Consider the following 14,602-nt stretch of genomic DNA (forward strand, 5'->3'; position numbering starts at 1 on the left):
CGATCTGTTCTCGCGACCGGAAAGAGGAACGCATGCGATCGAACGTTGTGGCCCGGACCCTCGTCAGTGTCGCCGCCGTGGCGGGGCTCGCCGCCGGAAGCGTGGCCGCCGCGGGCACGAGTTTCGCGGCCTCGCAGCCGGCCGCCAAGGTGGCGGTGAGTTCCCGGACCGCCGCCGTCCAGGCGGTGAACAACCTCGGCCTGGACACCGCCCACGCCGCGAACTGGCAGTGCTGGATGGCCAGGTGGGGCTACAACCCCGGCACGATCGACGGGCAGCTGGGCACCAACAGCTGGAAGGCGGCTCAGCAGATGTTCAACGACCAGGGCCTCGGCGCCGGCACCGTCGACGGGGTCGTCGGACCGAACACGATCAGGGCGCTGCAGCGCTACCTGAACCAGTACGGCTACAACCTCGACGTCGACGGCGTCGCGGGACCGGCGACCAAGTCCGCGTTCTGGGACTTCAACGCCTACTGCTGAGCCGCCCGGACGGCCCGGGCGGCTCAGGCTCCAGCCTCAGGCCTCAGAGCCGCTCGGGCGTCCGGATGCCCAGCAGGGCCATGCCCTGGTGGAGGGTGCGGGCCGTCATGTCGCACAGGAGGAGGCGGTTCTCCACCTGGGCCGGGGTGTCGGCCTTCAGCACCGGGCACTTGTCGTAGAACGACGTGTACAGCGACGCCAGCTGGTACAGATACGCGGCCAGCTTGTGCGGGGCGTACTCCGCCGCCGCCTCGAAGACCGTGTCGCCGAACGCGTCCAGGTGCAGGCCCAGCGCCCGCTCCGCCGCGTGCAGCTCCAGCTCCGGGTGCGCGGCGGGCCGGACGTCCCCCGCCTTGCGGAGGATCGACTGGATCCGGGCGTACGCGTACTGGAGATAGACGGACGTGTCGCCGTTCAGCGAGACCATCTGGTCCAGGTCGAACTTGTAGTCCCGGCTGGGCGACGTCGACAGGTCCGCGTACTTCACGGCACCGATGCCGACCTGCTGGGCCCGCTCCTGGATCTCCGCCTCGGTGAGGTCCTGCGCCTTCTCCCGGACGACCCCGGCGGCCCGCTGCACCGCCTCGTCCAGCAGGTCCTCCAGCCGTACGGTCTCGCCCTCACGCGTCTTGAACGGCTTGCCGTCCGCGCCCAGCACCGTGCCGTAGCCCATGTTGTGCGCGGTGACGTCGTCGGTGAGCCAGCCCGCCCGCCGTGCCGCCTCGAACACCATCTTGAAGTGCAGCGACTGCCGCACGTCCACGACGTAGAGCAGCGAGGTGGCGTGCAGGTCGGTGACCCGGTTGCGGATCGCCGTCAGGTCCGAGGCCGCGTAGCCGAAGCCGCCGTCCGCCTTCTGCACGATCAGCGGGACCGGCTGGTCGTCCTTGCCCCGGATCTCGTCGAAGAAGACCACGAGCGCGCCCTCGGAACGGACCGCGACGCCCATCTCCTCCAGGAGCCGGGCGGTCTCGGGCATGCCGTCGTTGTACGCCGACTCGCCGACGATCTCGTCGTCCCGGATCTCCATGTCCAGCTTCTCGAAGACCGAGTAGAAGTAGACCTTCGACTCGTCCACGAACCGCTGCCACAGGTCCAGCGTCTCCTTGTCGCCGGACTGCAGGGCGACCACCCGCTTGCGGGCCCGCTCCTTGAAGTTCTCGTCGGTGTCGAAGACCGCCCGGGACGCCTTGTAGACCCGGTTCAGGTTCGACATGGCCTGCTCGCCGTCCGTGTCGGTCTCCGCGGACAGCTCGTCCGGGTTCTCGATCAGGTGCTGGATGAGCATGCCGAACTGGGTGCCCCAGTCGCCGATGTGGTGCCGGCCGATCGTCTTCTCGCCGGTGAAGTCGAGCATGCCGCGCAGGGCGTCGCCGATCACCGCGGACCGCAGGTGGCCGACGTGCATCTCCTTGGCGACGTTCGGCTGGGCGTAGTCGATGACCGTGACACCCGGGTTCTCCTTGGCGGCCACGCCGAGCCGGTCGCCGTCCGCGTACCGCGCGGCCAGGTTCTCGGTGATCGCCCTGTCGGAGAGGGTGATGTTGAGGAAGCCGGGGCCGGAGACCTCGACGTCCTTGATCAGGTCCGCGCCGGTGACGACGTGGGAGACGACCTGGGTCGCCAGCTCCCGGGGGTTGGCCTTGGCCTTCTTGGCGAGGGCGAGGATGCCGTTCGCCTGGAAGTCGGCCCGGTCACTGCGTCGCAGCAGCGGGTCGACGGCGGCCTCCGGCAGGGTTGCCGAGAGGGCGTCCGCGAGACGCTGATTGACGAGATCGGTGAGCGACGTGACCGAGGCCATGGGGTGGGAGCCGTTCTCCTCGTGGGTGCGGGTGGACGCGACCAGTATTTCACGGGGGGTAAAGGGGTTTTTGCGGCTACGAGCTCGGGGGTGTGTGTGGTGGGTGGCCGGGTGCGGCGCCGTGGGGGCTGGTCGCGCAGTTCCCCGCCCCCCCCAAAAGACGGCTGCGCCGCCTCTCAGGGGGCGCGCCCGTAACCCGTTTTCGTGGATTCGGCCTCGGCTGGGAGAATGGAGCGGTCAGCCGTGCGACCGTACCGGCTGTCCCGTGCCAGAAAGAAGGACGTGCCGATCGTGGCTCAGAGCACCGAGACCACCGACTGGGTCTCCCGTTTCGCGGATGAGGTCATCGAGGAGTCGGAGCGTCGGGCCCCGGGCAAACCGGTCGTCGTCGCGTCCGGGCTCTCCCCGTCCGGCCCCATCCACCTGGGGAACCTGCGCGAGGTCATGACCCCGCACCTGGTCGCGGACGAGGTCCGGCGGCGCGGGCACGAGGTCCGGCACCTGATCTCCTGGGACGACTACGACCGGTACCGCAAGGTGCCGGCCGGCATCGCGGGCGTCGACGGCTCCTGGGCCGAGCACATCGGCAAGCCGCTCACCTCGGTGCCCGCCCCGGAGGGGTCCGCGTACCCGAACTGGGCCGAGCACTTCAAGGCCGCGATGGTCGAGGCGCTGGCCGAGCTGGGCGTGGAGTTCGACGGGATCAGCCAGACCGCCCAGTACACCTCCGGGGTGTACCGGGAGCAGATCCTGCACGCCATGAAGCACCGCGGTGACATCGACGCGATCCTCGACCAGTACCGGACCAAGAAGGCCCCCGCGAAGAAGCAGCAGCAGAAGGCCGTCGACGAGGCCGAGCTGGAGGCCGAGGAGGGCTCGGGCGCGGCGAGCGAGGACGACGGTTCCGCGGGCTCCGCCGGGTACTTCCCGTACAAGCCGTACTGCGGTGGCTGCGGCAAGGACCTGACGACCGTCACCGCGTACGACGACGACACCACCGAGCTGACGTACGTCTGCACCGAGTGCGCCTTCACGGAGACCGTCCGGCTGAGCGAGTTCAACCGGGGCAAGCTGGTCTGGAAGGTCGACTGGCCGATGCGCTGGGCGTACGAGGGCGTCGTCTTCGAGCCGAGCGGTGTCGACCACTCGTCGCCGGGGTCGAGCTTCCAGGTGGGCGGCCAGATCGTCGGGATCTTCGGCGGCCAGCAGCCCATCGGGCCGATGTACGCGTTCGTGGGCATCAGCGGGATGGCGAAGATGTCGTCCTCGCGAGGTGGCGTACCCACGCCCGCCGACGCGCTGAAGATCATGGAGCCGCAGCTCCTGCGCTGGCTCTACGCCCGCCGCCGGCCCAACCAGTCCTTCAAGATCGCCTTCGACCAGGAGATCCAGCGGCTCTACGACGAGTGGGACAAGCTGGACGCGAAGGTGGCGGAGGGGTCCGCGCTGCCCGGTGACCTCGCCGCGCACGCGCGAGCCGTCGGCACGGCCGGCGGCGAGCTGCCGCGCACCCCGCGGCCGCTGCCGTACCGGACGCTGGCCTCGGTCGCCGACATCACCGCCGGGCACGAGGACCAGGCGCTGCGGATCCTCAGTGAACTGGACCCGGCCAACCCGCTGGGATCGGTGGACGAGGCACGGCCGCGGTACGACAAGGCCGAGGCCTGGATCAACACCCAGGTACCGGCCGACCAGCGCACCATCGTGCGGGACGAACCGGACGCCGAGCTGCTGAAGTCCCTCGACGAGGCGTCCCAGCAGTCGGTACGGCTGCTGCTTGACGGGCTCGCCGAGCACTGGTCGCTGGACGGGCTCACCCACCTCGTGTACGGCGTGCCCAAGGTGCAGGCAGGGTTCTCCGCCGACGCGACGGCCAAGGAGCTGCCGGCCGAGATCAAGACCGCCCAGCGGACGTTCTTCGCCCTGCTGTACCACCTGCTGGTGGGACGCGACACCGGGCCCCGGCTGCCCACGCTGCTGCTTGCCGTGGGGCAGGAGCGGGTGCGGGCCCTGCTCGGGGCGTAAGGCCGACACGGCGAAGGGGCCCTCCTCGGAGGGCCCCTTCCTCATGTCATGCCGTCGTGCGTCCTACGCGATGTGGTCTTCCTGCAGTTCCGCCGTGTGGCGGTTGGTGAAGCGGTTGACCATGCGTTCCGCGTCACGCTGCGCGAGCGTGATGCCGTAGGTCGCGTCCACGTCGCCCCGGAACTGGCTCGAACTGGGGTAGCCGCCGTCTATGGACTTCTTGAAGACCAGGTAGAAGTCCTCCTCGGTCGGCTCCGGAGAGCCACCGCCCTCGCCGAGTTCACGGGTGCGGCCCGGGCCGGAGGGGATGGGGAAGCTGCCGGTCGTCTCCGACGGGGACTCCTCGGGCAGGCCCTGCCGCTCCGGCGGGAACTGCTCCTCCGCGAACTGCTCCTCCGCGAACTGCGTGGCCGGGAACTGCTGTTGCTGCCTCAGCAGTTCCTGCTGGTACTGGTCCTGCTGGTACTGCTGCTGTGCCTGCCAGGCCGCCGCGTACTGCTCCTCGGTGTACCGGGGCTCGAACGTCGGGTCGTAGTCGCCGTGGTACTCGATCTGCTGGGGGTCCCTCGCGTGCAGCCAGGGGTTCAGCTGAGGGTCGGGCACATATGCGGGCTGCTCGGCGTTGGGGGCGGGGACCAGCTCGGGGCGCTGCTCGCCGGGAGGTGCCGCCTGCTGCGGGACGGGTGCCGCCCCGGCGGCACGGCTGCCCGCGGCCGGGTCGGGAGCGAGTGCGGGCGCTGCGGCTGCCGGAACGGAGCCGGGGACAGCCGCGGGCGCCGGAGCCGGCAGGAGTGCCGGCAGGTCTATGCCCGCCGCAGCCAGGCCCTCCGGAGCCGTCTGGGCCAGGGGGACGCCGTAGCGGGCCAGCCTCAGGGGCATCAGGGACTCCACCGGGGCCTTGCGGCGCCATGCCCGGCCGAAGCGGGAGCGCAGTCTCGCCTGGTAGACGAGACGTTCCTGCTCCAGCTTGATGACCTGGTCGTAGGAGCGCAGCTCCCACAGCTTCATCCGGCGCCAGAGGAGGAACGTGGGGACCGGGGAGAGCAGCCACCGGGTGAGGCGGACCCCCTCCATGTGCTTGTCCGCCGTGATGTCCGCGATCCGGCCGATCGCGTGGCGGGCGGCCTCGACGGCGACCACGAACAGGACCGGGATCACCGCGTGCATGCCGACGCCCAGCGGGTCCGGCCAGGCCGCCGCGCCGTTGAAGGCGATCGTCGCGACGGTCAGCAGCCAGGCCGTCTGCCGCAGCAGCGGGAAGGGGATGCGGATCCAGGTCAGCAGCAGGTCCAGGGCGAGCAGGACGCAGATGCCCGCGTCGATGCCGATCGGGAAGACGTAGGCGAAGTTCCCGAAGCCCTTCTTGATGGCCAGCTCACGGACGGCCGCGTACGAGCCGGCGAAGCCGATGCCGGCGATGATCATCGCGCCGGTCACGACCACACCGATGAGAACGCGGTGCATCCGAGTCAGCTGTATGGGCGCGGCCACCGGTACTCCCCTCCCCTTGCGTGTTGTTGCGCGCAACAGGGTGGCACATCAGTGCGGCGCGCGTGTTGCCGGTCAGCCCTTCTTGGTGGACGACTTGGAAGGCGACGCACTCGCGGAGGGCGACTTGGAGGCCTTCTTCGAGGGCGTCGCCGCAGGTGAACTCGGAGCCGCGGCCGAGCCGTTGGCCGTCGCGACCGAGGCCACCGCCTCCTTGGTGGCCTTCTCCGCGGACTTCGTGAGAGTGCCCGCGTCCGGCGTCTTCTCGCCGGCCAGACCCGCGCCGTTGTAGTCGACGGTGACGACCACGTTGGCGACCCGGGCCACGACCGTCTGCTGCCGGAAGGCGCCTTCCTTCTTCTTCAGGTCGTAGTGCACGACGCCCGCCTGGTCGCCGGTCCCGGTCACCGGCTCCGACTTGGTGTTCTTGGCGCCGGCCACGGACTGCGCCTCCTGCAGCTGGCTCGCGTAGTACTCCTCGGCCTGCTTCTCGCCGGAGCCGCGGCCGGCGTCCGAGTCGAAGCGGAGGAAGGAGATGTTGAGCCAGCGGAACTGCGAGCCCTTGACGCCGTTGTTGTCCAGGCTGCTCCAGGAGCAACTGCCGCGCGTGGCCACATCGTCCGAAGCACCCTTCTTGCCCGACTTCGCACCCTTCGGTACGAGTGCGGTGAGCGTCTTCTTCGACAGCACCGCACACGGGTCCGGCAGCTTCTGGTACTTGGACGCCTGGACGGTCGGCGAAGCGGCGGTACCGGAGCCGGGACCGGTGGGGGCGGTGGCCGGGTTGGAGCCGCCGCCCGTCTCCTTCGCGGCGTCGTCGGAGCCCGAGGAACAGGCCGCCGCGAACAGCGCCACGGCGGGGACGGCGGCCGCACAGACGAGGCCGCGGCGCAGGCGCCCTGCCCGTCGCTGTGCGTTCCGGTCGTTCCGGTCGCGCTGGTCGTCTGGCTGGACTGCTACTCGCTGCATGGTTCCTTCACTCATACGTTCGGGGTTCCTGCGGTCGGATCGGGTCCGAGGGGCCACGGTACGCGGTGAGGGAGCTGTGCGGTTTCGGTTCGCGGGCCTTACGGGAGACGTGCGCAGGGCGTGCCCGGGTGCTCAGCCGTTGAGGGCCTCGGCCAGCTGCGCGGCCAGATTCTGGGCCCTGTCCTGCAGTTCCTTGCTGTCCGGAACGGTCCCGGTGGCCATCGGCTGCTCCTCGTACTCGATGGTCACCACGACGTTGGACGTGCGGAACACCACAGTCACCGTGCGCTGTTCGGCCGTCGAACCGGAGCCGCTGAGCTGGTCGTCGAGGTACGCCTCGTCGCCGAGACCGGCGAGGGCGCGGGGCTGCAGGTCGGCCGGGGGGGTCGAGGCGGACGCCGACGTGGAGGCCGAGGTGGAGGGGCTGGTGGAGGCCGAGGAGGACGCGGACGGGGACGGTGTCCCGGACGCCGACCCCGAAGGTGATCCGGACGGCGATCCGGAGGGGGACTCCGACTCGGTGGCGCTCGGGGGTGCGGACTCGGGGATGTCGGCCGCCGACTCCCGCTGCGTGTAGATCGTCTGCGCCTCGTTGTCGTCGCTGACCGCGTTGTCGTAGGAGACCACGCGCTCGAAGTCGACGGAGAGCCGGTCCGTGGCGTCGGTGGACTCGACCTTCCAGTGACAGCCGACCTTGCGGTCCGTGTCGTAGGTGAGCGCGGCCTCGCCCGCGTACGCCTTTTCGCGCTGCTGCTCGTCGGTGATCTGGGCGATGCCCGGGAGCAGGGAGTCGAGGGTGTCCTGGCTGACCGCGCCGCAGGGCTCGGGGAGGGAGCGGTACTTGCCGGGCTGGGCGGCGACGGTGGAGGTGCCGGTGTCCGCGTTCTTGTCGCTGATGTCGTCGCCACCGCTGGAACCGCTCGTGCAGCCGGCCAGCAGAGCCGCGAGGAGGGCGGCGGTGCCGGTTACGTACGCCTTCCGCTGCACGGTCAGGCTCCCTTCCGTTCACTGGGTCGCTCGGTCCTGCTCCAGTGTCCCCGCTGGTTAATCGCTTGCCGCAGCGGGGCGCCCCCTGGAGACAATGTGTACCGCACGCACTGCCGTGAATGCCGGTCCCAAGTCTGATTTCGGGGGTCTTGGCGACGCATTTGCGTTATGCCTTTATTAGGACTTTTGTCCTTTTTGTTTGACTGTCCGCGGGGGAATGAGGAAGTTATGTCGTACGTGGAGATGCCGGGCGCGAAGGTGCCGATCCGGATGTGGACGGATCCCGCCGCCGTCGAGGAGGTGGCGCTCCAGCAGCTGCGCAACGTGGCGACCCTGCCGTGGATCAAGGGCCTCGCGGTCATGCCGGACGTCCACTACGGGAAGGGCGCGACGGTCGGGTCGGTCATCGCCATGCAGGGGGCCGTGTGCCCGGCGGCGGTCGGCGTCGACATCGGCTGCGGCATGTCGGCGGTGAAGACGTCACTGACCGCCAACGACCTGCCCGGGGACCTGTCCCGACTGCGGTCGAAGATCGAGCAGGCGATTCCGGTGGGGCGGGGGATGCATGACGATCCGGTCGAGCCGCGAGACTTCCACGGGCTGGCGACGGCCGGGTGGGGGGAGTTCTGGGGGCGGTTCGACGGGGTCGCGGACGCGGTCAAGTTCCGCGAGGGGCGGGCGCATCAGCAGATGGGAACGCTCGGAAGTGGCAACCACTTTGTCGAAGTCTGCACGGATACGGCCGGTTCTGTGTGGCTGATGCTGCACTCCGGTTCCCGGAACATCGGCAAGGAACTCGCCGAGCACCACATCGGCGTGGCCCAGAAGCTCCCGCACAACCAGGGGCTGATCGACCGCGACCTTGCCGTCTTCGTCGCGGACACCCCGCAGATGGCGGCGTACGAGCACGATCTCTACTGGGCTCAGGAATATGCGAAGTACAACCGGTCGCTCATGATGGCCCTTCTCAAGGACGTGATCCGCAAGGAGTTCAAGAAGGCCAAGGTCACCTTCGAACGTGAGGTGAGCTGCCACCACAACTACGTGAGCCGCGAGCGGTACGAAGGCATGGACCTGCTCGTGACCCGCAAGGGTGCGATCAGCGCCCAGGCCGGGGAGTACGGCATCATCCCCGGCTCCATGGGGACCGGGTCGTACATCGTGAAGGGCCTCGGCAACGAGAAGTCCTTCAACTCCGCTTCCCACGGCGCGGGCCGGCGCATGAGCCGGAACGCGGCCAAGCGGCGCTTCTCGACCAAGGACCTGGAGGAGCAGACGCGGGGCGTGGAGTGCCGTAAGGACTCCGGTGTCGTGGACGAGATCCCGGGTGCGTACAAGTCGATCGACCAGGTCATCGACCAGCAGCGGGACCTGGTGGAGGTGGTGGCGAAGCTCAGGCAGGTCGTCTGTGTCAAGGGATGACCTGCGGACCGCAGCGCGAAGCCCCGGTCGACGAGACCGGGGCTTCGCGCCGCACGCGGTGGCTGTGCGGTCGGCATGCTCCGCGCCGTCCGGTGGAGTGCCATCCCTGCCGAGTGGCTCGTCCGGTGCTCACTTCGCGTGATGGACCGCGTAGATCATCACGAAGGCGAGGAAGTGGATGCCGAAGAGGAAGTAGGCCAGGAAGTACCAGACCTGGCGTTCGTTCCTGGTCTCCTGCTTCAGACGGCTTTCCTCCAGTTGCCTGTCCAGGGCGGCCGCGGGGTCCTCGTCCGGCTGGCCCCGCATCACAGGTCCCGGTGGACCTTGGAGTTGGAGGCCTGGGCGCGGGGGCGCACCACCAGGAGGTCGATGTTGACGTGGCTGGGGCGGGTCACCGTCCAGGTGATCGTGTCCGCCACGTCCTCGGCCGTCAGGGGCTCGGCGACGCCCTGGTAGACCTTGGCCGCCTTCTCCTCGTCGCCGCCGAAGCGGGTCAGCGCGAACTCGTCCGTCTTCACCATGCCGGGGGCGATCTCGATGACCCGGACCGGCTTGCCGACGATCTCCAGGCGGAGCGTCTCGGCGAGGACATGGGCGCCGTGCTTGGCGGCGACATAGCCGCCGCCGCCCTCGTAGGTGCCGTGGCCGGCGGTGGAGGAGACGACGACCACCGTGCCGTCGCCGCTCGCCTCCAGCCTGGGCAGCAGGGCCTGGGTGAGGTTGAGGGTGCCGATGACGTTCGTCTCGTACATGGTGCGCCAGTCGGCCGGGTCGCCGGTGGCCACCGGGTCGGCGCCGAGGGCTCCGCCGGCGTTGTTCACGAGGACGGCGATCGTCTGGAAGGCGGTCGCGAACTCGTCCACGGCCGCGCGGTCCGTCACGTCCAGCGGGTAGGCGGTCGCCTGGTGGCCGGCCTCGTTGATCTCCTTGGCCAGCGCCTCGATACGGTCCTCGCGGCGGGCGGTGAGGACCACGCGGTAGCCGGCGGCGGCGAGCTTTCGGGCGGTGGCGGCGCCGATTCCGCTGCTCGCACCAGTGACGACGGCGATGCGGGAGGCGGCGGACGGTGCGGTGGCCATGCGGTGCTCCTGAAGCTCGGTGGGCGGTCGGCTCCTTCCAGCGTAGGTGAGGGTCAGCCGCCGTTCCTCGGCGCCCACATGATCACTGCCATGCCCGCCAGGCAGACCGCCGCGCCCGTGAGGTCCCAGCGGTCCGGGCGGTAGCCGTCGGCCACCACGCCCCACAGGATCGAGCCCGCGACGAAGATTCCGCCGTATGCCGCCAGGATGCGGCCGAAGTGGGCGTCCGGCTGGAACGTGGCGACGAAGCCGTAGGCGCCGAGGGACAGGATCCCGCCGGCGATCCAGAGCCAGCCCCGGTGCTCCCGTACGCCCTGCCAGACCAGCCAGGCGCCGCCGATCTCGAAGAACGCGGCGACGACGAAGAGGGCGGCGGAGCGGAGAATGAGCATGTCCGCAGCCTGCCATGCGGTCCGGCTGTCACCTGTTGGAGGGCGCCTGCGGCGGGGCCCGGGTGGCATACATCCGAACGAACGCCGGAGACGGGCGGGACGGACAGCACGGACGGGACGGGTGGCATGGCGATGCGTCGTTACGGGCTTGCGGTGGTCGGGGCGGTTGCGGTGGGCGCGCTGGTGGTCGGGGCGGGCGGTGCCGCGTGGGCCGGGGACGCCGATCTGGAGGTGCACGGGTCGGTCGTGATGACCGGGGACCTGGTGGAGGTGCGGGTGACCCCGCGCAACCTCGGGCCGGAGGACGTCTCCGACGCGACCGTGCGGTTGAGCTGGTCGGCGGCGCTGGCGGACACGCAGCGGCTGCCGGCGGCCTGTGCCCGCACCGGCGACCGGGAGGTGGTGTGCGGTACCGGGCCGCTCGCCGTCGACGTGCCCGGCGAGCAGCTGGTGGTTCCGGTACGGCTGCGGGCGCAGCCGGCGGAGGTGACGCTGGAGGTCGACGTGGCGTGGGGAGGGGGCGCGGTGGACCACGACCGTACGAACGACCGGCAGCGGGTGCTGGTGCTGGCGACCGGGGACCCCTACGCCTTCTGAGGGCGCCTTCCGAGGACGTCTTCCGACCGGCACGCTAGGTCGTGCCGAAGGTCACCCGGTAGTAGCAGGCGCCCTTGCAGGGCATGGTCGCCGCGTCGTCGAAGGCGTACGAGTAGGCGTACGGCGCGGCCCGTTTGAAGACCTGGGTGTAGTCGACGGGCCATTTGGCGGGGACGCAGTGGTCGCGGCCCGCCCAGGCGCCGCGGCAGCAGTACGTGTCGCCGCCGAACGCCGCGCACGGCGGCTTGCAGCCGATCTGCCGACCGCCGGAGAGGGCCTGCATCGCCTTGGGGCAGTCGATCCCCGTGGTGCAGACGCCCCGGTAGCAGCCGGAGTCGCTGACCGGGTCGGTGGTCGTGGTGTGGGAGATGTTGATGTACATGGGCAGGTTGGCGCCGTCGACCATGCTGACGTCGTAGAAGTCCATGCCCGCATACGCGTCGAAGGTGAACTCGCCCAGGGTGGTGGGCGGGTTGGCGCCGGCGCAGACGCTGGTGCAGTCGCCGGAGGCGCAGGGGCCGGCGGCGGTGCCGGTGCATCCGGTACGGCCCCAGATACGGCCGCCCCAGTTGTCGGCCACGGTCAGCGAGAGGCTCTGCCCGGGGGCGAGCCTGCGGCCCGCCGGGTAGACGGAGGTGTTGGTGACGACGGCCCAGACCGGTTGCGCGGTCCGGTTGACGACCGTGATCAGACGCCGGCCGGCCGGGGCCGAGGCGGGGGTCCGCTGTCGCGGCGCGGTGGCCGGCTTCCGGGCGGTGGTGGCCGACGGCTTGGCCGAGCGGGACGCGGACGAGGACGGAGACGGGGACGCGGAGGGGGACGCGGACGCGCTGTGGCCGACGGAAGGGGCGGGCGAGGTGGTAGCCGGTGCGGAGGGGGCGGCCGCGGTCGTCCGGTGGTCCGCTGTGCTCGCGGTGTCGGTTCCGGGTGCCGGTGTCCACGCTCCGTAGGTGATCAGTACGGTGGCCGCCGTCGCGAGGGCGGCGGCCGCGGCGGCGTACCACCAGCGGCGTCGCGGTGGTGTCGCGCCGTGTCTTCTGCGTCCTCGTGCCATCCTCGGGCCTTCCTCGGGCGGTGCCGGATGTGTCGCCTGCCTCTCGGAGACCTCGTGCACGGCGGCCGTACAACATAAATTGCGGACCCGAACAGGTTTCGACGTCGGCCCGCCGGTTTTCTGTTGTCCCCGTGCGTCTCGGGGGGTCTCCGTTCCAAGAGCCGGCCCTGCAGCCGGTCCACAGCCGGCCCCACAGCCGGTCCAAGAGTCGGCCCCACGGCCGGATCCCTGCGCGGAGGAACAGACCCACATGATCGAGAACCACCGGAGGGGGCCCGACCCCGGCCTGGTGACGGCCGCGCGCGCGGGCGACGGGCGGGCCCTGGAACAGTTGGTGGCCCAGTGCCTGCCGCTGGTCTACAACATCGTCGGCCGGGCCCTGAACGGTCACGCCGACGTCGACGACGTCGTACAGGAGACGCTGTTGCGCATGGTGCGGGGGCTGCCGAAGCTGCGGGATCCGTCGGCGCTGCGGTCCTGGCTGGTCGCGATCACGATCCGGCAGGTGCGGAACCGGGAGAGCCTGCGGGCCACCGACCGCGACCGCCGGGCACAGCTGGAGGACGCGGAGGTGCTGGCCGACCCCGACCTGGACTTCGCCGGCCTGACCATCCTGCGGCTGGGCCTGACCGAGCAGCGCCGGGAGACCGCCGAGGCGACACGCTGGCTCGATCCGGACGACCAGGAACTGCTGTCCCTGTGGTGGCTGGAGGAGACCGGTGAGCTGGAGCGCGCCGACCTCGCCGGTGCGCTGGGGCTGTCCGACCGGCATGCCGCCGTGCGGGTGCAGCGCATGAAGAAGCAGATGGAGGTCTCGCGGTGCGTGGTGCGCGGGCTGGGCGCCGATCCGCGCTGTGCCCGGCTGGACGAGATCGCCGCGCCGTGGGACGGCACGCCGAGTCCTCTGTGGCGTAAGCGGTTCGGCCGCCACATACGTGGCTGCGGCGGGTGCGCCGGCCTGGAGCGGGGGCTGTTGCCGATGGACCGGCTGCTGAGCGGTCTGCCGCTGGTGGCGGTGCCGGCCAGCCTTGATCCGGCGCGGGTGCTCGCCCACGTCATGGCGTCCTCCGGTACTCCGGGTGCTTCCGGTACCTCGGGTACGTCCGGCGCTCCGGGTACGTCCGGCGCTTCTCGCGGGCGGCACGGGCATCCGGGCCGGCGCATCCGGCGGGGCCGCCGGGTGGTGAGCAAGCAGGTCGTGGCCGGCGGCTCGGCGGCGGTCGCGGTCGTCGCGGTGGCCGCGCTGGTCGCGGCCCGGCTGACGGCGGGCCCGTCGGCCCCGGTGGCCCAGGTGGCTCCGCGTCCGTCCGCGCCGGTGGCGATCGCCTCGCCGAGCCCTACGCACTCGCCCTCGCCGTCCCCGTCGCCTTCCCGGTCCGCCAGGCCGAGCGCGTCCCCGAGCCGGTCCGTGAAGCCCACTCCTTCCCCGCGCACGGTGGCCCCCGTGCAGGTCGCCTCCAGCGCCCGGAAGGGTGTCGGTGTGTGGTCGTTCGACGGCGTGAGCCAGGCGCTGGCCGCGAGCGGGGCGAGCTGGTACTACACCTGGAACACCCAGCACCAGGGCGTGACGACCCCGGGCGCGGCCTCCTTCGTGCCGATGATCTGGGGCGCCGCCTCCGTCACCGACGCGTCGCTCGCGCAGGCCCGTGCGCAGGGGCCGTACCTGCTGGGGTTCAACGAGCCCGACATGGCGCAGCAGTCGAACATGACGGTCGAGCAGGCGCTGGAGCTGTGGCCCAGGCTGATGGGGGCCGGCAAGGTGCTGGGCAGCCCGGCGGTGGCGTACGGCGCGGACACGGCCGGAGGCTGGCTGGACCGGTTCATGTCCGGGGCGAAGACGAAGGGGTACCGGGTCGACTTCATCACGCTGCACTGGTACGGCGGCGACTTCCGCACCCCGCAGGCCGTGCAGCAGCTGACCTCGTATCTGGCGTCGGTGTACGAGCGGTACCACAAGCCGATCTGGCTCACCGAGTACGCGCTGATCGACTTCTCGCAGGGGACGCGCTTCCCGTCCGCGCAGCAGCAGGCGGACTTCGTCACCGCGTCCGCGAAGGCGCTGGACGCGCTGCCCTACCTCCAGCGTTACGCGTGGTTCGGGCTCGGCGCCGACCCGTCGAAGCCGAGCAGCGGGCTGTTCACGAACGGTACGGCGGCCACGGCGGCGGGCCGGGCATTCCAGTCGGCGCGCTGAGCGGAGGGAGCCGGTGCGACCGCCGTGCGGCGGTGGGCACCGGCCCCTCGGGGTCATGGGCTCACGCCCCGTGGGCTTACGTAGGGGAGACCTGGGCGGGGGTGGCGGGACA

The 14,602-nt window shown here is 70.8% G+C and carries 13 protein-coding genes; 5 read left to right on the forward strand and 8 right to left on the reverse strand.

Annotated elements, in window-relative coordinates:
- Positions 1-32: 32 nt before the first annotated feature.
- Positions 33-482, forward strand: a complete 450-nt coding sequence (locus tag ACWDGI_RS00130; RefSeq protein WP_450753785.1) for a peptidoglycan-binding domain-containing protein — start codon at positions 33-35, stop codon at positions 480-482.
- A 43-nt stretch (positions 483-525) separates the two neighbouring features.
- Here ACWDGI_RS00130 and argS read toward each other — a convergent pair whose 3' ends face one another.
- Positions 526-2,283 (reverse strand): arginine--tRNA ligase, encoded by a 1,758-nt coding sequence (gene argS, locus ACWDGI_RS00135; protein ID WP_450753787.1) that lies wholly within the window; start codon positions 2,281-2,283, stop codon positions 526-528.
- A 282-nt stretch (positions 2,284-2,565) separates the two neighbouring features.
- On the opposite strand from argS, the gene lysS reads away from it, so the two are divergent.
- The gene (gene lysS, locus ACWDGI_RS00140) at positions 2,566-4,308 is read left to right on the forward strand and encodes a lysine--tRNA ligase (RefSeq protein WP_450753789.1); all 1,743 of its coding nucleotides are present in this window, start codon (positions 2,566-2,568) and stop codon (positions 4,306-4,308) included.
- 63 nt (positions 4,309-4,371) lie between these two features.
- Here lysS and ACWDGI_RS00145 read toward each other — a convergent pair whose 3' ends face one another.
- The 3 genes from ACWDGI_RS00145 to ACWDGI_RS00155 all read right to left on the reverse strand — a co-directional run bounded on the left by ACWDGI_RS00145 (position 4,372) and on the right by ACWDGI_RS00155 (position 7,752).
- The gene (locus ACWDGI_RS00145) at positions 4,372-5,772 is read right to left on the reverse strand and encodes a DUF2637 domain-containing protein (RefSeq protein ID WP_450753791.1); all 1,401 of its coding nucleotides are present in this window, start codon (positions 5,770-5,772) and stop codon (positions 4,372-4,374) included.
- 99 nt (positions 5,773-5,871) lie between these two features.
- Complete coding sequence (locus tag ACWDGI_RS00150) at positions 5,872-6,765, reverse strand: DUF3558 family protein (protein WP_450753793.1); 894 nt, start codon at positions 6,763-6,765, stop codon at positions 5,872-5,874.
- A 132-nt stretch (positions 6,766-6,897) separates the two neighbouring features.
- Positions 6,898-7,752: a DUF3558 domain-containing protein gene (locus ACWDGI_RS00155; protein WP_450753795.1), complete on the reverse strand. Its 855-nt coding sequence runs from the start codon at positions 7,750-7,752 to the stop codon at positions 6,898-6,900.
- A gap of 228 nt (positions 7,753-7,980) precedes the next feature.
- Here ACWDGI_RS00155 and ACWDGI_RS00160 point away from each other — a divergent pair, with 228 nt between their 5' ends.
- Positions 7,981-9,174 carry an RtcB family protein gene (locus ACWDGI_RS00160; RefSeq protein ID WP_450753797.1) on the forward strand — a complete coding sequence of 398 codons (1,194 nt, stop codon included), beginning with the start codon at positions 7,981-7,983 and terminating at the stop codon, positions 9,172-9,174.
- A gap of 129 nt (positions 9,175-9,303) precedes the next feature.
- Here the strand turns inward: ACWDGI_RS00160 and ACWDGI_RS00165 are convergent, their stop codons facing one another.
- The 3 genes from ACWDGI_RS00165 to ACWDGI_RS00175 are packed head-to-tail and all read right to left on the reverse strand — an operon-like array spanning position 9,304 to position 10,645.
- The gene (locus ACWDGI_RS00165; protein ID WP_450753799.1) at positions 9,304-9,480 is read right to left on the reverse strand and encodes a hypothetical protein; all 177 of its coding nucleotides are present in this window, start codon (positions 9,478-9,480) and stop codon (positions 9,304-9,306) included.
- The gene (locus ACWDGI_RS00170; protein ID WP_450753801.1) at positions 9,480-10,253 is read right to left on the reverse strand and encodes an SDR family NAD(P)-dependent oxidoreductase; all 774 of its coding nucleotides are present in this window, start codon (positions 10,251-10,253) and stop codon (positions 9,480-9,482) included. Before ACWDGI_RS00170 ends, ACWDGI_RS00165 begins: the two co-directional genes overlap by 1 nt.
- A 53-nt stretch (positions 10,254-10,306) precedes the next feature.
- Positions 10,307-10,645, reverse strand: coding sequence for a YnfA family protein (locus ACWDGI_RS00175; protein ID WP_360489005.1), 339 nt, complete (start codon positions 10,643-10,645; stop codon positions 10,307-10,309).
- Between the two features lie 126 nt (positions 10,646-10,771).
- Here ACWDGI_RS00175 and ACWDGI_RS00180 point away from each other — a divergent pair, with 126 nt between their 5' ends.
- The gene (locus ACWDGI_RS00180) at positions 10,772-11,242 is read left to right on the forward strand and encodes a hypothetical protein (protein ID WP_450753803.1); all 471 of its coding nucleotides are present in this window, start codon (positions 10,772-10,774) and stop codon (positions 11,240-11,242) included.
- Between the two features lie 34 nt (positions 11,243-11,276).
- Here the strand turns inward: ACWDGI_RS00180 and ACWDGI_RS00185 are convergent, their stop codons facing one another.
- Entirely contained in the window at positions 11,277-12,296 is a 1,020-nt protein-coding gene (locus ACWDGI_RS00185) for a thaumatin family protein (RefSeq protein ID WP_450753805.1), read from the reverse strand.
- 250 nt (positions 12,297-12,546) lie between these two features.
- On the opposite strand from ACWDGI_RS00185, the gene ACWDGI_RS00190 reads away from it, so the two are divergent.
- A complete protein-coding gene (locus ACWDGI_RS00190; protein ID WP_450753807.1) occupies positions 12,547-14,490 on the forward strand; it encodes a sigma-70 family RNA polymerase sigma factor in 1,944 nt (647 codons plus the stop codon).
- Positions 14,491-14,602 lie beyond the last annotated feature (112 nt).

The sequence above is a fragment of the Streptomyces sp. NPDC001220 genome (assembly GCF_053597895.1).